Below are 21,904 nucleotides of genomic sequence, written 5' to 3'. Positions count from 1 at the left end.
TACAGTTAGAAGAGTTCTAGGTAGCGGCGGGTTTCCCACTCGCTAACATGGCGGTGATATTCATGCCATTCCTGACGTTTGACCTTAATAAACTCATCAACGATTTCCGGCCCAATACATTCGCGGAGGATCGTATCGTTAGCCAGTTCATCGATGGCCTCTTTAAGATTTTGTGGTAGTAACTCTATACCTTCACGCTGGCAATCCTGAGCAGAGAAAGCGTAGAGATTACCGTTCTGGGCTTTGCCGGGGTCCAGTTGACGTTCAACTCCGTCCAGGCCGGCAGCGATGATCGCAGCATGAACCAGATAAGGGTTGGCACCGGTATCGGGCAAACGCAATTCGAGACGGCCATGTGGAATACGCACCATGGCTGAACGGTTGTTATCTCCATAGGTAATAAATACCGGCGCCCAGGTAGCACCGGTGGCTGAACCGCCGCTGATTAAGCGTTTGTAGGAGTTAACCGTAGGCGCAGCAAACGCGCACAGGGCTTTAGCATGATGAATCAGTCCCGCCATGAAGTGATAGGCCATTTTCGACAGTCCCAGCCCCTGAGGATCATTGTCGTCATTAAACAGGTTATTGCCCTGTTCGTCGGCCATTGATAAATGGAAATGCATGCCATTACCGGGACGGTCAGCAAAAGGTTTTGGCATGAATGAACACAGTAGTCCCTGATCGTGAGCAATTTCCGAAGCCGCCATCCGCACAAAGGTGAAGCGATCTGCCGAGGTCAAGGCATCACTATAGGTGTAGTTAATTTCGAACTGACCGTTGGCATCCTCGTGGTCAATCTGGTAAACGTCGAACCCAACTTTCTGCAGCGATTCGGTAAGTTTTTCGAGGAACGGGCGTACACGAGATAATCCTTTATAGTCGTAGCACGGTTTTGCCAGCGTATCACTGATATCGGCTGGCAGAATATTGCCATCTTCACCGCGGCTGAATAGCGAGAATTCGGGTTCCAGCCCGCTGTTAAGGATCCAGCCTTTTTCAACCAGCCGCTCAACCTGTTTGATTAACACCACCCGGCTGTCATAAGGGTGAGGCTGCTTATTGACGTAACCGTTGCAGGCTATCCTGGCATAGCCTGGTTGCCACGGTACCAGTGACAGAGTACTTAGATCGCCACGGGCGCAAAAGTCAGGCCCATGTGGTTCCATTCCCATACCGGTAATGGCGAAACCGGCGAAACCGGCACCTTTCTCTACTACATCCATCAGACACTTCGCCGGTACGGATTTTGTCTTGGCTGTACCGTGGATATCAACGAACTGTGCCAGAAGATATCGCACATTATTGTCCTGCAAAAATTGCATGGCTTGCTCAGGTGACATAACTACCTCTTAACCACAATGTAATGGAGCACGCTGTTTGAACGTGGGAGCCGTGTTGTATTCCCGCTAGGAATATTTTTTCACTGAGGGGAAAATGCAGGAGTTGTGCCAGAATAGCGAGTTGTGGAGAGGTTTTTTTAAAATACAATAATATCAATATTTTAATTTTTTTATCGCTGTCTGTAGCGATGCACTGTCCGACAAAGCCGGGAGTATTCCCATTCATTATCATCATTAATGAAAATACCCCCGGACACTTCTCACCAAATTGGGGCTTACTTGTGGTTAGCAGGAATCGATATTTTAATAGAGGTATTTATAAATGAAGATGTCTGCTGTGATTTTTTATATATAAAGATATGTATTTATATTCGTATATTTATTAGGAACGGGAATTATTTTCGGATGATCGTGAAAAGTCGCTAGACAAGTTAATTAATATGAATTAAATGTGTTAAATAAGAATCGGAATGTGGTGTTTTCTTGTCGCAATGCTGATTTAATTTTACCTGTAAATTGATTAATTCACCTGTGTGGGGTTTGTATGTCTGCATCTGACCGTGACTTTATTATGACTGCGACTTGCCCGGCAACGTCGGGAATTATTTCTGCATTAACGGGCTTCCTGAGCCAGAGCCAGTGTTATATCAGCGAATTATCGCAATACGACGATGAGCATTTAGGTCATTTATTTCTGCGTACACGTTTCAGGTTTAATGAAAATGTCCATCCGGATATTTCTACCCTGAAGAAAGATTTTTCCAGTATTGCTGATCGGCTCAATATGAGCTGGGAAATTTTCGATACATCAGAATCAATGCGGGTAATGCTGATGGTCAGTAAATTTGATCATTGTCTGACGGATTTGCTTTATCGGCGTAATAAAGGTGAGCTTAACATTAGCATTACGGCAATTGTTTCTAATCACCTGGATCTTCGCCCGATGGCTGAGCGTGAAGGAATTCGCTTTGTTTATCTTCCTGTAAACAAAGAGAATAAGGTGCACCAGGAAGCTGAACTGATTAACCTCATTGAGGAAACAGGAACCGAACTGGTGGTGCTGGCACGCTATATGCAAATCCTGTCAGATAACTTATGCAAAAAACTTGCAGGACGCGCTATCAATATTCATCACTCGTTCCTGCCAGGTTTCAAAGGTGCAATGCCCTATCACCAGGCGTATGATCGCGGTGTTAAATTGATTGGTGCCACTGCACATTACGTCACTTCTGACCTGGATGAAGGTCCGATTATCGATCAGGAGGTACAACGTGTCGATCATACCTACCGACCAGATGACCTGGTAGTAGTGGGGCGTAATACAGAAACTATTGCGCTGGCCAGAGCCGTTAAATATCACACTGAACATCGTGTGTTCCTCGACGAAAATAAAACGGTGATATTCTGATGACACTTTCGATGACTTCGCAACCGATAGCGGCTACTATCGATGGAAAAAAAAGTGCCGCTAAATTACTTGAAAATACTGCGCATGAAATTAAACAATTAATGCAGCAGAATATTACGCCCTGTCTGGCGGTGATATTAGTGGGTGAAGACCCGGCTAGTCAGGTTTATGTTCGTAATAAATTACGCACTGCCCGGCAGGTAGGTATTAAATCGCTGGAATTTCGTTTTGATTCCCGGTTAACAGAAACAAGATTACTCTCGACTATTCAAGAATTAAATAATGACCCTACAGTACATGGTATATTAGTACAACTGCCGTTACCTTCGCAGATTAATGAAGCAACCATTGTACAGGCCATTTCACCAGTGAAAGATGTGGATGGCTTTCATCCACAAAATGCCGGAGGACTGGTACAGGGACAACGGGTGATCACTCCCTGTACCCCACTGGGTTGCCTGATGTTGTTACAAGAGTACGGCGGGGATCTGAGTGGCAAACATGCAGTGGTCATTGGCCGCTCGAATATCGTGGGTAAACCCATGGCAAGTCTGTTGCTACACGCTCATTGTTCTGTAACTACCCTCCATTCGCGTAGTCGTGATGCAGCAAATCTGGCACGTCAGGCCGATATTCTGATCGCAGCTGTTGGTCAGCCACGAATGATTGACGCCAGTTGGGTGAAGCCAGGAGCACTGGTAATTGATGTGGGTATCAACCGAATTATAGATTCAGAGGGAAACAGCCGTTTAGTGGGGGATGTAGACTACGACAGCGTCAGTCTGGTGGCCAAAGCTCTCACGCCGGTACCGGGTGGGGTGGGGCCGATGACTATTGCCTGCCTGATGCAAAACACGGTGCTGGCTGCTGAGATTCAACAACAGCAGCCAGCGGGTTAAGGAGAGCGAAGATGCCTTTAGCACTATTGAAGTACGGACTTTCATCGGAATATCCGGCCGAAGTTGATATCCCGCCTCCCCGTGAACTGAAAAAACATTACGACGTGGTAATTATTGGCGGGGGCGGGCATGGTTTGGCCATCGCTTATTATCTGGCTAAATACCATGGTATTACTAATGTCGCAGTGCTGGAAAAAGGTTATCTGGCGGGCGGAAATACTGCCAGAAATACTGCTGTTATTCGCTCTAATTACCTGACCCCGGAAGGGGTACGTTTCTACAGTGAGTCGGTAAAACTGTTCCAGAATCTGTCTAATGAGTTTGATTTTAATATTATGTACTCCGAACGGGGCCAACTGACGCTGGCGCATACCGATAGTACTGTCCGAGCGTTCAGGCAACGTGCTGAGGTCAACAAGCATTTTGGTGGTCGTACCGAAATGATAGATCGTCAACAAATCAAAGAACTTGTGCCAACCCTCAATCTTGACCCCGGCAATATCCCGGTACTGGCAGGGCTATGGCATATCGATGGTGCCACGGCACGTCACGATGCCGTCGCCTGGGGATATGCTAAAGAAGCTGCAAAGCGTGGTGTTGAAATCCATCAGATGACGACGGTGGAAGATCTGGAGATTACTGACGGGCGTATTACGGCCGTGAAAACTAATCGCGGCAAAGTGGGATGCGGATGCGCCGTACAAGCTGTGGCAGGACATAGTTCGCTGTTGGCCGCCAAAGCAGGTTTTCGTCTGCCGGTGGTCTCTTATCCCCTGCAGGCTATGGTAACGCAGCCGGTCAAACCCTTCCTTGACCCGCTGGTGAGCTCTACTGCGTTGCACTGTTATGTGCAGCAAACAAGCCGTGGAGAGGTAGTATTTGGCGGAGGGTCTGATCCTTATCCGCTATACAGCACACGGTCAACGTTGGATCTTAAAGAGAGTCTGATTGCCCACGGTATTGAAATGTTCCCTTTTCTTGCTAAAGCGCGGTTGATGCGGCAGTGGGCAGGAATAACCGATATGACTCCGGACTACAGTCCTGTCATGGGGGAGAGTCCGGTGAAAAATTACTACCTGGATGCGGGATGGGGGACATGGGGGTTCAAAGCCACACCTATCTGCGGCAAGACCATGGCGGAGACAGTTGCCAGCGGTGGTAAGACACCGTCATTGATTGCACCGTTTAAACTGGAGCGTTTTGCACGCTTCCAACAAGTCAATGAAATGGGTGCTACGGCAGCCAGCCACTAAAGGAAAGACAGATGAAAATTTTGCATTGTCCTCTCAACGGACCACGCAATATTACTGAATTCGCCTATGGTGGCGAGTTGAAAACCATACCGGACCAGATGAGTTGCAGTGATCGTGAATGGGCTGATTATGTATTTTATGAAGATAACCGGGCCGGAGTGGTGACCGAGTGGTGGTTCCATACTCCTTCAGGATACTGGTTTCTGGCAGAGCGTAACACTCTGACCGATGAAGTTATCCGTACTTTTGACGCACACCAGGTTTTCCCGAATCCCCATAGCAATGTGCTGCCAGAGATTATCACTGAGGCAGCGGAGGTCATATCATGACTCAAAAACGTTTACCTGCGCCGATGGGAAGGCTGATTAACCGTCAGCAACCGGTTAGTTTCACTTTCGAAGGCGAATCATTCGCTGGGTTTAGCGGTGATACGATTGCCAGTGCCTTAATCGCCAACGGGCAACAACTTCTCTCTCGTTCATTTAAATATCATCGCCCACGCGGAGTGCTCAGCATGTTCGGGCAGGATGCGAATTCACTGGTGCAATTGCCGGATGAACCCAACGTACTGGCTGATGTGCAACAAATTACCCAGGGACTTAACGTTCGCGGGCAAAATTACCGTGGATCACTGAATAAAGACAGTGACGAGAAAATTCAACTATTTTCGCGCTTTATGCCGGTAGGATTTTATTACCGGGCATTTTACAAACCGAAAGGCATGTGGAAACGCTGGGAACCACTGATTCGACGTAAAGCAGGGCTGGGGGTTCTAAATCTTGATGCGACATCAGGCTACTACGATAAGGCCTATTTGTTCTGTGATTTACTGGTGGTCGGGGCCGGCCCTGCGGGAATGCAGGCTGCGATCACCGCTGCTGACAGTGGCGCTAAAGTTATTGTCGTTGATCAGTTACCCGTGGCCGGAGGGGCATTGAGCTGGGCCAGGATGTCTGTCACAGCACAACAAACCGAACAAACATTGCAGACCATGACTCATCGGCTTGAAAACCATCCAAACATTCGTTTACTGCTGAATGCGACCTGCAATGGTTGGTTTAAAGATCACTACTTACCGGTGATTCAAAATCAACGCATGTATAAAGTCCGGGCGGGCGGTTGTGTAATTGCTGCCGGAGCATACGACCAACCCGTGATCTTCCGCAATAATGATCTGCCTGGCATCATGCTGACAAGTGCAGCACAGCGATTGATTCATCATTATGCTGTCAGTCCGGGACAGCGTGCAGTTTTGTTAACCGGCAATGATGATGCCTATTTAGCCGCTATGTTGATGCATGAGCAGGGCATTAAGGTCGCGGCTATTGTCGACTTGCGTGCCAGTTTGCCCGCCGTGGAGTTAACTCAGCCGTTGAAAAACGCAGGTATTGAGCTTATCGCTAATGCGACGGTGTATGAGGCCTTGGCAGGACGTTCAGGGCAGGTTTCAGCGGTGGAAGTCCGTACAATTACCGGGCAAGGGCAGGTGGCTCAGACCGGCACACGGATAGATTGCGATTTACTCTGTATGTCTGCCGGTTATATGCCCGCCTGGCAATTACCTTGTCAGGCCGGTGGCAAACTCAGTTATGACGATGACAGTGCGAGTTTTTCACTGAGCGATTTGCCGGCGAATATGTTTACCGCAGGTTCGATTAACGGCTGGTCTACTCTGGAAGAGGCTGTCAGGGATGGAATGAATACCAGCCGCATGGCGCTGCAGCAGCTGGGTTTCAGTCATAATCTTAGCTCCCTTCCACCTTTGCGGGGTGAAAAACAGCGGATCAATCATCCCTGGCCAATTTTTGCTCATCCGAAAGGCAAAGAGTTCGTCGACTTCGACGAAGATTTGCAAATCAAGGATATTATTAATGCCACCAAACATGGCTATCGCGATGTGCAACTGGTCAAACGCTTTTCAACAGTCGGTATGGGGCCATCACAGGGGCGTCACTCTGCATTGCCCACCGCCCGTTTAGTAGCCCGGGCGACTGATCGCAGTATAAGTGAAACAGGAATTACCACAGCCAGGCCCCCTTTCAGCGCCGAGAGTCTTGCGCATCTTGCCGGACGTCATTTCGACCCCTGGCGTGTGACGGCAATGCACCAGCGTCATCTGGAACTCGGTGCACAAATGATGCCTGCGGGTAACTGGTTACGGCCGGGGTGGTATCAGACAGTCCCTGCGACCGATAAACACTCAACGGTTCAGGCGGAAGTCGTTAATGTGCGAAATAATGTAGGGCTGATTGATGTTTCGACGTTAGGAGGGATTGAACTGCGTGGCCCGGATGCCGCCGAATTTCTTAACAGAATGTATACTTTTGCGTTTGTTAAACAGGCAGTGGGGCGTACCCGTTATGCGCTAATGACCAATGAACAGGGAGTCGTGATTGACGATGGTGTCGCGTGTCGGTTGGAAGAAAACCATTTTTATGTAACCGCAACCACCAGTGGCGTGGCACGAGTCTATCAGTCGATGTTGCAGTGGAATATCCGTTGGCGGCTGGATGTAGATATAGCCAATGTTACCTCAGCATGGGCCGCAGTTAATCTGGCGGGTCCAAAATCGCGTCAGGTATTAAGCCAGTTGTGTCACGACCTGGATCTGAGTGCGGAAGGATTTCCTTATCTGGCTTGTCGTGAAGGCCGCGTTGCAGGGATACCTGCCCGCTTGTTGCGCGTCGGATTTGTCGGTGAATTGGGCTATGAAATCCATGTTCCAACCCGATATGGACAAGCTTTGTGGGATGCCCTGATGGAAGCTGGCCAACAGTATGATATCCAACCGTTCGGAGTTGAAGCTCAGCGACTGCTGCGTCTGGAAAAAGGGCACGTCATTATCGGACAAGATACCGATGGTATGAGTCATCCGCAGGAAATCAGCATGGGCTGGGCGGTGAACCGCACCAAGCCGTCATTTATCGGTCGCCGTGCTATCGATATTCTTGAAGCTCATCAGCCGGTGCGGAAATTAGTCGCATTTACTTTACCTGCCGGTTCACCGCAGCCGCTGGAGGGGCATCTGGTGCTGGAAGGTGACCGTATTACCGGCAATGTAACTTCCTGCGAGTTCTCGCCGACACTTAACGCAATAATTGGCATGTCCTATGCATCTGCTGAGCAGGCGACTCCGGGCGATCGGCTAACGATTCGCACCGAAGGCGGCAGGGAAGTCACAGCAGAAGTGGTCAGGTTGCCTTTTTATGATGCTGAAAACCAGCGACAGGAGCTTTAATGATGCAAAATCTGCACGTTTTTGCGGCAGGGCCGCTGGATCATCAAAATACCAGCTTCGACAATGGCGGGGTTGTTCTGAGTGACTCTTCGCATTTTTCCCGGGTCGGCTTTCGTGGTCGCCATGCTGCCTGGTATTTACAACAGCGCGGCTATGAGTTGCCGGCTCAGCCCAATCAGGCGTGCTGGCAAATTGATGGTTCGCTGGTGGCCCGCTTGTCACAAACCGAATATCTCCTGTTGGCAGCATCGGCGGAATCTCAGCCACGTATTGAACAGGAAGAACTGCAGTGGCAGATGAACGAGCTTTCCTGTTTTGCCTTGCCGCGCCAGGACACCCATGCCTGGCTGCGCCTGAAAGGGGAGATTTTGCCAGAGATGATGGCGAAGCTCTGTGCTGTGGATCTGGCCGCTTCGCAATTTGTTGCGGGAGCGGTAGCTCAAACTTCGGTTGCCCGTGCGAATGCCCTGGTGATTAACGCCTCCCGGGATGGGGAAACTGAGTTCTGGTTGCTTATGGATTGTTCACTGGCGGTCTATTTATGGGGGGTATTATGTGATGCCGGCACGGAGTTTGCGATTACTGATTAACCCTTAACTTTCATCTCCGGGCTTTGTCCCGGATTGACTTACTGCAGGTGTATATGTCTGTGATTGCTATCACCGAAAATGATTACACGGTACCCGCGCTGTTTCGTGGACTGACCATTATTGAAATGTTTAACAGCCGGGATCGGGTTCTGACCGTACAGGATTTCGCCGAACATCTTGGCGTATCAACCTCCTCAATTTACCGAATAGTTACCACTCTGACCGAGATGAACTATCTTGAGAAGGTAGCGAAAAATACTTATCAGCTGGGACCGCAGGTGATCTCGAATGGCTTTAGTTATCTGGCCAGTCGTGATGTGGTGGATATTGCGATGCCTCACCTTAACGCTCTGCGTAATTCGGTTTCCATGTCGTGCCATCTGAGTATCCGTGAAGGGCAGGAAGCCGTGTATATTTACCGTTCGTTTGCTTCACAACGCCTGTCAGTGAATGTACCCATTGGTACGCGAATTCCCTGCCATTGTAGTGCGATGGGCCGCGTGCTGTTAACCGGATTGAATGGAGCGGAACTGGAAAGTCTGTACCAGCATGTGCGACTGGATGGTTATTCGGTGCCGGCACCGCGTACCTTGCCAGAGCTAAAGGAAACGATTCTGCGGGATAGTTCTCAAGGCTGGGTCGAACATCGTTCAGATTTCGCGACTGCTATCGCCTGTGCGTTGCGTGATCATCACAATCAAATTGTGGCGGCGATTAATGTCTCTGGTCCGGATGCGTTAATGGAAGACGCACGTCAAAAAGAGACTGTCCGTAATGCGCTGCTGGCGACTGCGCAACGTATATCGTTTGAACTGGGTAACTTGCGGAAAATGACGGAGAAAATCAAGGCGCGATGAGAAAACCGGTCACTACCAGTCAGCGTGAAAGCCCGTTGAGCCTGGAGCAGCATATCGCCCGGTCGCTGAAACAGCGGCGTATTTCACAAGGGTATAAAATCTCTGATGTTGCCCGTATTGCCGGGGTCAGTGTGGGTATGGTCAGTAAAGTAGAAAATGCTCAGGTTTCGACCAGCCTTGATATTCTGAACCGGCTCTGTGATGCCATTGGTTTACCTGTGTCTAAGTTATTCAGTGACTTTGATATTGCAAAACGGGGTGCTCAGCTGATTAAAGCGGGTGAGGGCCTGGAGGTAGTACGTTCCGGAACTGAAGTTGGCCATTCTTATCATCTGCTCAGTTATGCCCAGGGACCGCAGAAGCTGTACGAGCCTTTTTTGGTGATCATGGATGATGCCAGTGAAGAGTTCCCTAACTTCTGTCATCCGGGGCACGAATTTCTTTATCTTCTGGAAGGCGAACTGGTATATCGTCATGGTACGCGGCTTTATCCCATGTTACCCGGCGACAGTCTGTCTTTCGATGGTGGTGTTCCTCATGGTCCGGAAAAATTAATAACCGTCCCCATCCGTTTACTATCGATTATTCATTATGACGAGAATGATGATCGATAACAGAATATCTTATCCTTCCTGAAAATACCTGCATATAAAATCCCTGACTTTCTCCGGTGTGCACTTGTCTGGAACACTGTTTTGACGCATTGTGGTTAGCGGCGATTTATATTTAAATTTTTTATTTTATTCATAAAATTCATATGGTTATCATATGGAATTGTTATAGTAATCATCAGGCGGTAATAGTAACTACCGCCATAGACAGGGTGGTTAATTTAATTAACTGATAAAAGTTTGTGCTTTGTCTTATATATTTAACTGAGCCCGTTAACGATGGTTATCATTGCTTTTGATACCTGTTCACGTTGTTTTTTTGCCAATTGATATTCTTCGGAATGATAACAATCTAATGCTGTCTGATAATCAGGAAACTCAATTATGACATGTTTGCTGAATATTTCACCTTCCAGTGAAGTGGCATGTTCTCCACGAGCAATAAACTTTGCCTGATATTTTTTAAATGCCAGTGGGGCTAATTCGATATAATTCTGGTACTGCTCTGCATCTTCAATATTAACGTGCGCTATCCAGTAAGCTGACATAATTATTCCTCAATGGTAAGAATTGATTTTGCAAGAGTCGCTGCTTCGGTCAGATGCTGTATCACTGCCTGTTTAGCTTGTTCAGGGTTATTCTTTTCGATGGCTTCATAAATCCGGGACATGCGTTCAAATCCTGCGACCTGCCGTTCCGGACTGCGTAAAGTCAGTGCACGCAGCCTGCTAATCCGGCTGTTAAGTCGCTGAACAATTTCCCACGCAATATGATGTTTTGCAATGGAAAACAGAGCCTCATAAAAAGCCTGCGATGCATTAACCCGCTCAATATCATCAGGGTCATGGGAAGCTTTAGCAATACGCATTAGCTTCTGGTGTAAGTTTTTTTTGTCTTTACTGGTCGCAGACTTTGCACAATCTTTGGCTGCTTCTGATTCCAGTAATAACCGGATGTCATAAATTTGTGCCGCGACTTCCCAGGTTAACACGGCAACAATCGGCCCTTTCTTGGGCATATTCTCAATAAGGCCTTCGGCTTCCAGATAACGAATGACTTCACGGACTACTGTACGACTCACACCTAATTCATCGCACAGGCTGCGTTCAACCAATCGGTCACCGGCTTTAAAATAGCCTGAAATAATGGCCTGACGAACTTTCTCTAATGCCAGTTCGCGAAGTGTCACCGGCGTGTTTTCAATTTTTAACGAGTGACTCGCAGCCATAATCTTCCCGAAATCAAAAATAAAAAATTCAGCGAATAGTTAATTTAAAATTTAGCAACCTTTTTAGTATTAGCACTGTTTATGTCGCTAAAGCAATGCCAGCAGATTTATTTCATCACAATTTCATCTGCGGTCAGTCATCACTGGCTGACGCTAAATTAGCGTTGGTTCACAGTTTCATGATAGCCCTCATCTGCCGGATGACTACGGCAACCGGTAAGAAATTAACACAATATAAATCAAACTATTAGCTGTACTCAGGTGATAGCCGATATTGTGAATTTATGACGGCAATCACAGAGTGTTTCTACACACAATAGCAGGGGGTAGGTGAGCCCATCATCTATCTAACATAATGTTTTATATGGTGTTAATTGCATTCCATTCAAACTAAAAACCCACCTTATAAGAATACAGTATGATGGTATACCAAAATTTGACTTAGTATAAATCTCACTGTTATATCCATTCCCGACAATTTATTAACAAACCGTTAACTTAAGTGAGGCCCCGATGCATCCAGATATTCGCAAGACGTTTGTAACTACCGAAACCATCTATTCAGACGGTGGTAAGGCCGCAACCACGCCTCTGGTGATGATTGCAGCTGCCGCGGTGGTAAAAAACCCGTGGGCTGGAGAAGGTTTTGTTGAAGACCTCGCACCAAAAATCCGTGAAATGGCCCCGGTACTCGGGGAGCTGTTAACCAGCCTGATCGTCAAAGAAGCGGGCGGCGGAGATAAAGTCGTAGCATACGGCAAAAGTGCGTTGGTTGGTCTGAATGGCGAACTGGAACATGCTTCTGCACTGATTCATACCCTGCACTTTGGTAACCATTACCGGACGGCGGTCAAAGGTAAAACCTACCTGGCATTCAATAACACCCGTGGTCCTGCCAACAGCCCAATTCTGGTCCCGATGATGGGCACCGATGATGAAGGAACCCGTGAACACTATCTGACAATGCAGTTCAACATCAATGATGCCCCGTTCAGCGATGAGATTGTGATAGCACTGGGCGCAGCGTTGGGGGGGCGTCCACACCACCGTATTGGTAACCGTTATCTTGACCTGAAAGAGTTAGGCCATGACCAGAAAAATCCAGCAGCTGTCTGAATCAGGGCTCCGGGTCAGTTACCTGGAAGAGGGTGAGGGTCAACCACTGGTGTTGATCCACGGCGTTGGCATGAATGCTGACGCATGGTACCCGCAAATCGAGGTCCTGAGTCGCCATTTTCGTGTGCTTGCGGTGGATATGCCGGGTCATGGTGAAAGTAGCGGTTTTCAACATCCGGTTAGCCTGAAGGATTACGTGCACTGGCTGACACAGTTCCTGCAAACACAACCCGAACAGAATTTTGCGGTGGCAGGACACTCTATGGGGGCATTGATCACTGCAGGTATTGCGATTGAACACCCTGAACTGGTTAACCACGCAGTAGTGATGAGCGGGGTATTTAAACGTGATGACAGTGCGCGTGATGCGGTATTAAAACGAGCTCAGGAATTGGCCAGTGGCAGTGTTCGCTTAGATGCCCCACTTGAGCGCTGGTTCAGTGAACAACCCCATGAACTGCCGCTCCGCCAGCAGGTAGGCGGATGGTTAAAGCAGGTGAACCTTGCTGGTTATGCCCGTGCCTATCAGGCGTTTGCTGAGGGTGACCGGTGGTATTCAGAGCGCTGGAATGAAATGCAATGTCCGGTGTTAGTGATGACCGGGGAGCTTGATACCAATTCGAACCCAAACATGACACACCAGATGGCTGAGGCGGCTCCGCATGGCCAGGCGGTTGTGGTAGCTAACGCAAAACACATGTTGAACCTGACAGATGCTGACCGCGTAAATGAAGAAATATTATCGTTTCTCAATACAGATGTTGGCGCTGCCATGAAAAACAAAGCGAGTAAAGGAGTAAGTTATGGATGCAGATAAACGCAGACTGCTTCGCGACGCCTTTGGTGCTTTTATGACCGGCGTGACCGTAGTGACCACTAATGATGCGCAAGGCCAGCCGATTGGCTTTACGGCGAACTCGTTTTCGTCAGTGTCGCTCGACCCGGCGTTATTGCTGGTCAGTATTGATAAACGTTCAGCAAATTTTGAAAACTTCACGCAATGTCCACACTTCGCCATCAATATTCTGGCGGAGCAGCAGAAAGATGCTTCAAACATTTTTTCACAAAAGATGGATGATCGATTCTCCCGGGTTCAGTGGCGTAAGGGTGAATTTAATACCCCGTTACTGAATGACAGCTCAGCCTGGTTTGAATGTGCGATGCATCAGGTAGTGGATGCGGGTGACCACGCTATTTTGATCGGTAAAGTTGAACAATTTGATTCCTGTGGTACCCCGGGGTTGGGCTACTATCGCGGTGGTTACTTTACCCCTTATCAGAATGCAGAATCCCTGATTACCGGACCGAATGTGGTGGTGACTGCGCTGATTGAATCAGCTGGGCATGCACTGGTGGTGCGGAAAGAACAGGGATATGGTCTGCCTACACAAACTGTGAATAACAGTAGCGTCAGTGAAACCCTGAAACAGATCTTCAGCAAGCTAAGCATCGATGCTAACCCCGGCTTTATCTACTCAGTATGGGAAGATCGTCAAAAGAAACAACAACATATTGTGTTTCTTTGTGCTCAACCAACAGACAGCACTTTGGCAGAGATCCCTCAGGGGGAGTGGGTGGATATTGAAAGCCTGACGAAACTGTCGATGCCGGATGGTGCACTGAAATCGCTGGTGGAGCGTTTTATCCGAGAAAATGCAGTCGGTAACTACGGTATTTATTACGGTGATGAAGCCAAAGGTTCAGTCCGTCACTTCTTTAACCAGTCTCCTCAGGAGGTGGTATGAAACTTTCTTTATTCCTGCATATGGAACGTGTATCCGCGGAGGACCCTCAGGAAAAGCTGTACGACGAGATGATGGAACTGTGTGAAATTGCGGATCGCGGTGGTCTGCATGCCATCTGGACTGGCGAACATCATGGAATGAATTTCACCATTGCCCCTAATCCGTTTATCAATCTGGTGGATATTGCCCATCGTACTAAACATGTTCGTTTAGGGACCGGAACCATTATCGCCCCGTTTACTCATCCTATCCGACTTGCGGGTGAAGCCGCGATGACTGATTTGATTACCAATGGACGTCTCGACCTGGGAATTGCCCGTGGCGCCTATTCTTTTGAATACGAACGCCTGGTTCCGGGGATGGATGCCTGGGGAGCAGGTCAGCGGATGCGTGAACTGGTACCTGCCGTGAAAGCACTGTGGCAGGGAGATTATGAGCATAAAGGTGAGTTCTGGTCGTTTCCTTCGACGACCTCATCTCCACAGCCCATACAGCATCCACCGATTTGGGTAGCGGCTCGTGATCCTAACAGTCATGAGTTTGCGGTGAAAAATGGTTGTAATGTGCAGTGTACCCCGTTGCACCAGGGAGAAGAAGAGATTTCGCGGTTAATCACCACCTTCAAAGCTGCGTGTCGGGAATATTCACCTGAACAGCCTCTGAAAATCATGTTATTACAGCACGGTTTTGTCGCTGAAGACGAAGCTGATGCAAAGCAAGCTGCGGAAGAACTTAATCGTTTTTATAACTATTTTGGTGCCTGGTTCAAAAATGAGCGTCCGGTACATCAGGGACTGATTAAGCCGCTGACAGAGGAGGAAATTGCAGCCAATACCTATTACAGCGCAGAAGCGATGCGTAAAAATCTGGCGATTGGTAACCCTGACCAGGTGATCGCGCGGTTGAAAAACTATGAAGCGATGGGCTATGACGAGTATGCGTTATGGCTGGATAGTGGTATGTCCTTCGAGCGCAAAAAAGCCTCACTGGAACGTTTTATTAAACATGTTGCACCTGCATTTCACTAAGCGGAGACGTCATGGAACAGTTCAAACTCTACATCGACGGCCAGTTTGATTCCGGGGCCGCAACTTTTATTTCGCTAAACCCGGCGACAGCAGAACCCTGGGCGGATATTGCCGAAGCTCGTAGTGAGCAAACTGACCGTGCAGTTCAGGCTGCGGCCAGGGCTTTTCAGTCTGACGGTTGGCGCGGGCTAAGCGCCAGCGCTCGAGGGAAACTGTTGCATAAACTGGCAGACCTGATAGAGCGTGATGCGCGTAAACTTGCTCGTCTGGAAACACTGGACACCGGTAAAATCATCCGTGAGACAGAGGCGCAAATTGCTTATGTTGCTGAGTATTACCGTTTTTATGCCGGACTTGCCGACAAGATGGATGGCGCAACCCTGAGCATTGATAAAGACGATATGGAGACATGGATCAAACGTGAGCCTGTCGGGGTGGTGGCAGCGATCATTCCATGGAACAGTCAACTCTTTCTCTCAGCAGTAAAAATTGGGCCTGCGATCGCGGCTGGTTGTACTGTGGTGGTGAAGGCGGCTGAAACAGCACCCACCCCATTACTGGCGTTGGCGGAACTGGTGCATGAAGCAGGATTTCCGGCGGGCGTGATTAATGTTATCACAGGGTTCGCCGCGGAATGTGGCTCGGTACTAACACAGCATGAACTGGTTGACCATATTGCCTTCACCGGCGGAGCAGAAACTGCCCGGCATATTGTGCGTAACAGTGCTGCAAACCTTGCCAGTACCTCTCTGGAATTGGGCGGCAAGTCGCCTTTTATTGTGTTTGCAGATACTGATTTAGACAGTGCAGCGAATGCTCAGGTGGCTGCCATCTTTTCTGCCTCAGGACAAAGTTGCGTTGCCGGCTCAAGGTTGCTGGTAGAAGAGGAGATCAAAGAGGCCTTTATTGAGAAACTAATCAGCAAAGTCCGTGACATTGTGATTGGATGCCCTCAGCAGCAGGAGACTCAGTTCGGCCCGCTTTGCACTTTGCAACAGAAACAAAAAATTGAACAGGTAGTTAGCCGTAGTCTGGAGCATGGCGCTCGCCTGGTGTTGAGAAACCAGTTACCTGACCTGCCTGGATTCTATTACCCGCCAACCATACTGGATTGTAGTAATGCACCTGATGCGGAATGCGTGGTACAGGAGTTGTTTGGACCAGTGCTTTCTGTTCTGACCTTTAAGGATGAAGCAGACGCAATTCGGCAGGCCAACAGCACCGAGTATGGTTTGGCAGCGGGTATATTTACACAAAACCTGACCCGTGCCCACCGGGTTACCCGTAAGTTACGCAGCGGAGTGGTATGGCTGAATACCTATCGCGTGGTCTCACCTTTGGCACCTTTTGGGGGATATGGCAAATCCGGTTTTGGCCGGGAGGGTGGAATTGATGCGGCTCTGGAATATACCACCACCAAAACGGTGTGGTTGCGTACCAGCGATGAACCGATCAGTGATCCCTTTATTATGCGTTGAGGTTCCAGATTCGGGTTCAGCGTTAATTACTGAACCCGGGTGATAATTTTTTATGTCGGAAGTTTTACCGCCAATTCTTTTATAAGAAGACGAAAACAGATTCGTCGGGATGGCCATGGCTTTTTTACAGGAAGGTTTTATAGGCATTTAATTATAATTAAATCATTGAGAATTGGAGGGGTAAGGTGAATACACAATTACGTCAAAATAATATAATAGAAAATAAGTCTGTAGATTATGTCCCGGAATCTGAACGACATGGTAAATATTTCAGTTTATTTACTTTATGGTTTTGTACTAACATTGCGCCGCTGGCAGTGGTCAGCGGTACAATTGCCACTACTACTTTCCATCTTAGTATTATTTCTGCACTGACAGCCATTATCGCTGGTCATTTATTTGGCGGGATATTTTTGGCACTAACCTCAGCACAGGGGCCGAAAGTAGGTATACCGCAAATGGTACAAAGCCGTGCGCAATTTGGTCGCTATGGTTCATTGCTGGTCATTGCCTTTACCACGGTAATTTATCTGGGCTTCTTTATCTCTAATATTTCCTTATCCGGACGGGTCATTAATAATGTATTTTCGTCATTTCCTGTAAGTAGTGCTACAGTTATCGGCGCTATTCTTTCTACCGTGATAGGTATTGTTGGCTACCACTTTATACACCGTATCAATAAAATTGGTGCCTGGGTGATGGGCACAGTACTGATTATTGGTCTGGGAATCATGGTTTCACAGCCATTGCCGGCTGATTTCTGGCAACGTGGCAGTATGAGTGTGGCTGGCTGGTTTGGCACTTTCTGTATTGGTGCTGTCTGGCAAATCAGCTTTTCACCTTATACTTCTGATTACTCTCGTTATCTCCCAGCTAAAATCGGGATTGCACGTCCTTTTTTTGCCACCTATTTAGGGGCTTGTGGCGGTACAATTCTGGCCTTTATTTTTGGTATGATGGCGGTAAATGTTGCCCCAACCAGTGACGTCATGATGTCAGTACGCCATGCAACAGGATGGCTGGGTCCGGTATTGATGGTGCTATTCCTGATTAATATCATCTGCCACAACTCGATGAATCTTTATGGTGCCGTACTATCGCTGATTACTGCTGTTCAAACCTTCCGTCCTCACTGGACACCCGGTGCTGCAGTACGATTAGTCGTCTCATCATTGGTTCTGGTAGGAAGTGTATTGGTGGCTTTGGCAGCATCGCAAAACTTTGTATCATTCTTTATTAATCTAATTCTTGCACTGATCGCAGTACTTATTCCATGGATTGTTATTAACCTGCTGGATTTCTATTATATAAATAAACAATCCTACGATGTGGAAGCGATTTTCCGTGCTGATGGTGGGCGTTACGGCCTGTTAAACACCCATGCGCTGTTAGTTTACTTTTTTGGTATCATTGTACAGATTCCTTTTGTTGAGAATGCCTTCTTTTCCGGGCCTTACGCTAAATTAATTCCCGGGGTGGATATTTCCTGGTTGATTAGCCTGGTGGTGACAAGTATTGCTTATCCACTTTTTTGCAGGAAAGTTAGTTATGTGAATAGTAAAGTCTACGCGGAGTGACTATATAATTATAGTTTATTGTGATTGAATGTATTTGCAGGTTGCGAATCATTAAACACCTTCTGGTTACTCTTTGGGTTGAATATTTCAGCGCCGAATAAATCCCGGTGCTGAAATTCATTATATTTTTTCGAAATGAAAATTATCTTTCACATCTGAGTAAACTCTATTTATTAAACCTCATTATTCAAACTACAGGGCTGAACTTACTGTGAAGTGACTTTTCTCTTAGGTGAAATGACACCAGTACAGCGATCACTGAACTTAACACTGGATTGCTGTAGATCACTCTTCAATGCCTCTTTATGCACCAGAATGTCAATCACAGGATTTATCCTGAGTAAGGCAACAATAGCAAACGGCGCATGGGCTTTTTGTACTGCATACCTTTAAAGGTATAAAGAATCTCATTAATAGTATTGGAATGAATTTCCTGACTTTCATTAACATCCTGTGATGATCAGCAGTAGCGAACTGCGAGCGAATCGGGGTAACCAGCAATGAGTAAATCATTTATCAAAGTTCAGGATTCAAATGCGCGTCGGGGTGGAGACGTGTTATTGGAGGTTTTGGAAAGCGAAGGTGTTGAATATGTTTTCGGCAACCCGGGTACCACCGAACTCCCGTTTATGGACGCACTTCTCAGAAAACCGGCCATCAGCTATGTGTTAGCGTTACAGGAAGCCAGTGCGGTGGCTATGGCGGATGGTTATGCTCAGGCTGCGCGGAAACCCGGGTTTCTGAATCTGCATACCGCAGGTGGATTAGGGCATGGCATGGGAAACCTGCTAAATGCTAAATGTTCGCAGACCCCCTTAGTGGTGACCGCCGGTCAGCAGGATTTACGTCATATGACCTCTGATCCACTCCTGTTGGGTGATCTTGTGGGTATGGGGAAAACCTTTGCAAAATGGTCACAGGAGGTGACGCATGTTGACCAACTGCCCGTACTGATTCGACGTGCGTTCCACGATGCCGATGCAGCGCCTAAAGGTTCCGTTTTTCTGTCACTGCCGATGGATGTGATGGAAGCGCTCAGCTCGATAAGCATTGGAGCACAGAGCACGATTGACCGTAACCCGATTGCAGGTTCACTGCCATTGTTAGCCAGTAAATTAGCTGCCTTTACCCCTGGAAAAGTGGCGCTGATTGCCGGTGACGAAATTTATCAGAGCGAAGCCGCGGATGAAGTTGTTGCCTTAGCTGAGTTGCTTGCTGCGGATGTTTACGGTTCAACCTGGCCGAATCGGATTCCTTATCCTACTGCCCATCCCCTGTGGCGGGGAAATCTTTCCACGAAAGCTACTGAAATCAGCAAAGCACTTGGCAGGTATGATGCTATTTTTGCGCTAGGTGGTAAGTCACTGATTACCATCCTTTACACGGAAGGTCAGGCGGTACCTGATGATTGCAAAGTATTCCAGCTGTCAGCGGATGCCGGGGACTTAGGGCGCACTTACAGCAGTGAACTTTCCCTGGTGGGGAACATTAAATCATCATTAAAGGTCTTGTTACCTGAACTGGAGAAGGCCACGCTGAATCGTCGGGCCGATTATCAGAAGCGCTTTGCGCTGGCAGTCAGTGAATTCAGGTTAATCAAAGAAACTCTGTCAGAACAGGTTGCAGAGCAACAATCTGCGTCCGTGATTACCCCTCTGGTGGCTGCATTTGAAGCGGCCCGAGCCATTGGACCCGATGTCCAGATTGTCGATGAAGCTATTGCTACCAGCGGTTCGCTGCGTAAATCACTGAATAGTGAGCGTGCTGATCAGTACGCTTTTTTACGGGGCGGCGGTCTGGGGTGGGGGATGCCTGCTGCTGTAGGTTACTCACTGGGTCTGGGAAAAGCACCGGTGGTTTGTTTTGTCGGTGACGGTGCGGCAATGTACTCACCGCAAGCACTCTGGACCGCGGCTTACGAAAAATTACCGGTCACTTTTATTGTGATGAATAACACCGAATACAACGTGTTAAAAAACTTCATGCGCTCTCAGGAGGATTATACCTCCGCACAAACCGACAGATTTATCGCCATGGATTTAATTAACCCTGCGATAGATTATCAGGCACTGGGGGCCTCTATGGGATTAGAAACCCGTAAAATTATCCGTGCAGCAGATATTGCACCGGCAGTTGAAGCTGCACTGGCCAGCGGCAAGCCCAATCTTATTGAAATTATTATCAGCAAAAATTAACGACTACTCTCCGGACTCTGTGCTGCATCCGGATTCTGTTTAATGTTGCGGCACAGATTCAGAAAATGTCGTAATGACGGGTTTTTATTCTTCGCTGACCACATCATCACATTTTCAATCTGATTAGCATTTTCCAGGGATTTGTAGACTACACCTCTGAGCTGGCCGTTTTCCATGCTTGCCGGGATCAGTGCTACCCCGGCACCGTGGGCGACAAAATTCATCACAGTCTGTTGTACCGTCACTTCCAGTCCTATATGAGGGCTAAACCCCGCCTTCAGGCATTGCTCCAGAATGGAATCATAGAGTACGGGTGCACTCTGACGTGGAACGGTAATAAAGGGCTCATCACTTAATAATTCGAGGCTGAAATGACTGGCTTTCGCCAACGGATGGCCTGCCGGAAGTGCCGCAATTAACGGTTCACGCAATAGCACCATGGAATTGATTTCCGGATTGGCGGGTTCTGAGAAGCTGATTGCCGCATCCAGTCTGCCATCTAACAAGGCCGCCTTTAGATCTGCCGGGATCATCTCCTGAAACTGCAGGCTGATCTCCGGATATCTTTTTCGGTGCTGCATGGTGACATGCGGAAGGACGCTATAGCTTGCGTACATAGTTGCACCTAACCTGATAAAACCTTTCTGACCAGAGTCAAGAGCGCGTATGTTGTTACATGCCTGCTCCAGCAGCCCCAGGATAGCGTGAGAATCACTCAGGAACTGTTCTCCGGCAGTAGTCAGGCTGACCCCATTGGCGCTTCTGCTGAATAACTTTGCCCCTAACGTCGACTCAAGTTGGGCTATTTGTCGGCTCAGTGGGGGCTGGGAAATGCTTAGCCTGTCAGCTGCCCTGGAAATATTGCCGGTTTCAGCCACGGTACAAAAGCTGATTAACTGATTGATTGTCGGCTTCATATTTTTACTCATTCAGAGTCATAGTTTTAATAATATCCCGGAGCGTCAAATATGCATGGTGATGTTATAGAAAGGAAGTAATATCATTAAATTCATATGGTTATATATTTTCCTGTGAGGTGTCGGGAGTCACGCTGGCTAAGTCAGCTCGAATACAGACCCAGGGCTCTTATCTCAGTTTAAAATGAACTATCCCGTTTTTTAAGAGCTATTTTTACCGGTTCTTTACGCGCACTCTACTTCTGAGCAGTCTCCTGATTACATCTGGCCGTGCAGTGGCTAGCCACGTGTACGATCACCGGAGGAGATTCGTCCTGCTGTATCCAAACCACAGCTATTACGGGACAAGTCATATAACGTTGAATGCCGCGCATGTCGCACAATAAAATACCGGAATATACCTCCAGCTTTGCAGTAACGACGA

The 21,904-nt window shown here is 48.0% G+C and carries 19 protein-coding genes; 15 read left to right on the top strand and 4 right to left on the bottom strand.

Annotation, left to right across the window (positions count from 1 at the left end):
- Positions 1-5 precede the first annotated feature (5 nt).
- Positions 6-1,340, bottom strand: coding sequence for a type III glutamate--ammonia ligase (gene glnT, locus HA49_RS06505; RefSeq protein ID WP_038021325.1), 1,335 nt, complete (start codon positions 1,338-1,340; stop codon positions 6-8).
- 544 nt (positions 1,341-1,884) lie between these two features.
- On the opposite strand from glnT, the gene purU reads away from it, so the two are divergent.
- The 8 genes from purU to HA49_RS06455 are packed head-to-tail and all read left to right on the top strand — an operon-like array spanning position 1,885 to position 10,199.
- A complete protein-coding gene (gene purU, locus HA49_RS06490; RefSeq protein WP_038021320.1) occupies positions 1,885-2,748 on the top strand; it encodes a formyltetrahydrofolate deformylase in 864 nt (287 codons plus the stop codon).
- Positions 2,748-3,647 (top strand): bifunctional methylenetetrahydrofolate dehydrogenase/methenyltetrahydrofolate cyclohydrolase FolD, encoded by a 900-nt coding sequence (folD, locus tag HA49_RS06485; protein WP_046791700.1) that lies wholly within the window; start codon positions 2,748-2,750, stop codon positions 3,645-3,647. Before purU ends, folD begins: the two co-directional genes overlap by 1 nt.
- Positions 3,648-3,658: 11 nt before the next feature.
- Positions 3,659-4,900, top strand: a complete 1,242-nt coding sequence (locus HA49_RS06480; RefSeq protein ID WP_038021318.1) for an FAD-dependent oxidoreductase — start codon at positions 3,659-3,661, stop codon at positions 4,898-4,900.
- Between the two features lie 11 nt (positions 4,901-4,911).
- Positions 4,912-5,229, top strand: a complete 318-nt coding sequence (locus HA49_RS06475; protein ID WP_038021316.1) for a sarcosine oxidase subunit delta — start codon at positions 4,912-4,914, stop codon at positions 5,227-5,229.
- Positions 5,226-8,138, top strand: coding sequence for a 2Fe-2S iron-sulfur cluster-binding protein (locus HA49_RS06470; protein ID WP_038021315.1), 2,913 nt, complete (start codon positions 5,226-5,228; stop codon positions 8,136-8,138). Before HA49_RS06475 ends, HA49_RS06470 begins: the two co-directional genes overlap by 4 nt.
- Complete coding sequence (locus tag HA49_RS06465) at positions 8,138-8,728, top strand: sarcosine oxidase subunit gamma family protein (protein WP_052752448.1); 591 nt, start codon at positions 8,138-8,140, stop codon at positions 8,726-8,728. Before HA49_RS06470 ends, HA49_RS06465 begins: the two co-directional genes overlap by 1 nt.
- 53 nt (positions 8,729-8,781) lie before the next feature.
- Complete coding sequence (locus HA49_RS06460) at positions 8,782-9,585, top strand: IclR family transcriptional regulator (RefSeq protein WP_038021313.1); 804 nt, start codon at positions 8,782-8,784, stop codon at positions 9,583-9,585.
- Positions 9,582-10,199, top strand: a complete 618-nt coding sequence (locus HA49_RS06455; protein WP_038021311.1) for a helix-turn-helix domain-containing protein — start codon at positions 9,582-9,584, stop codon at positions 10,197-10,199. The genes HA49_RS06460 and HA49_RS06455 overlap by 4 nt, the downstream gene beginning before the upstream one ends.
- A 257-nt stretch (positions 10,200-10,456) precedes the next feature.
- Here HA49_RS06455 and HA49_RS06450 read toward each other — a convergent pair whose 3' ends face one another.
- Entirely contained in the window at positions 10,457-10,744 is a 288-nt protein-coding gene (locus tag HA49_RS06450) for a DUF1330 domain-containing protein (protein ID WP_038021309.1), read from the bottom strand.
- Positions 10,745-10,746: 2 nt separating this feature from the next.
- Entirely contained in the window at positions 10,747-11,424 is a 678-nt protein-coding gene (locus HA49_RS06445; protein WP_038021307.1) for a GntR family transcriptional regulator, read from the bottom strand.
- A 513-nt stretch (positions 11,425-11,937) separates the two neighbouring features.
- Between HA49_RS06445 and HA49_RS06440 the strand changes: the two genes are divergently transcribed.
- The 7 genes from HA49_RS06440 (at position 11,938) to HA49_RS06410 (ending at position 20,563) form a co-directional block, all read left to right on the top strand.
- Positions 11,938-12,540, top strand: a complete 603-nt coding sequence (locus HA49_RS06440) for an amino acid synthesis family protein (protein ID WP_038021305.1) — start codon at positions 11,938-11,940, stop codon at positions 12,538-12,540.
- Positions 12,512-13,357 (top strand): alpha/beta fold hydrolase, encoded by an 846-nt coding sequence (locus HA49_RS06435; RefSeq protein WP_038021303.1) that lies wholly within the window; start codon positions 12,512-12,514, stop codon positions 13,355-13,357. Before HA49_RS06440 ends, HA49_RS06435 begins: the two co-directional genes overlap by 29 nt.
- Positions 13,344-14,285, top strand: a complete 942-nt coding sequence (locus HA49_RS06430) for a flavin reductase family protein (RefSeq protein ID WP_038021301.1) — start codon at positions 13,344-13,346, stop codon at positions 14,283-14,285. Before HA49_RS06435 ends, HA49_RS06430 begins: the two co-directional genes overlap by 14 nt.
- On the top strand, positions 14,282-15,313 hold the full coding sequence (locus HA49_RS06425; protein ID WP_038021299.1) for an LLM class flavin-dependent oxidoreductase: 1,032 nt from the start codon (positions 14,282-14,284) through the stop codon (positions 15,311-15,313). The genes HA49_RS06430 and HA49_RS06425 overlap by 4 nt, the downstream gene beginning before the upstream one ends.
- A gap of 11 nt (positions 15,314-15,324) precedes the next feature.
- Positions 15,325-16,791, top strand: coding sequence for an aldehyde dehydrogenase (locus HA49_RS06420; RefSeq protein ID WP_038021297.1), 1,467 nt, complete (start codon positions 15,325-15,327; stop codon positions 16,789-16,791).
- Positions 16,792-16,976: 185 nt separating this feature from the next.
- Positions 16,977-18,368 carry a purine-cytosine permease family protein gene (locus HA49_RS06415; protein WP_038021295.1) on the top strand — a complete coding sequence of 464 codons (1,392 nt, stop codon included), beginning with the start codon at positions 16,977-16,979 and terminating at the stop codon, positions 18,366-18,368.
- A 500-nt stretch (positions 18,369-18,868) separates the two neighbouring features.
- The gene (locus HA49_RS06410; RefSeq protein ID WP_038021293.1) at positions 18,869-20,563 is read left to right on the top strand and encodes a thiamine pyrophosphate-binding protein; all 1,695 of its coding nucleotides are present in this window, start codon (positions 18,869-18,871) and stop codon (positions 20,561-20,563) included.
- Here the strand turns inward: HA49_RS06410 and HA49_RS06405 are convergent.
- Positions 20,560-21,480 (bottom strand): LysR family transcriptional regulator, encoded by a 921-nt coding sequence (locus HA49_RS06405; protein WP_038022583.1) that lies wholly within the window; start codon positions 21,478-21,480, stop codon positions 20,560-20,562. The genes HA49_RS06410 and HA49_RS06405 overlap by 4 nt on opposite strands.
- Positions 21,481-21,904: the final 424 nt, after the last annotated feature.

It is taken from the genome of Tatumella morbirosei, from assembly GCF_000757425.2.
GTDB lineage: Bacteria > Pseudomonadota > Gammaproteobacteria > Enterobacterales > Enterobacteriaceae > Tatumella > Tatumella morbirosei.
The sequence above is the reverse complement of the archived record's forward strand: the minus strand, read 5'-3'. Positions and strand labels throughout refer to the sequence as shown.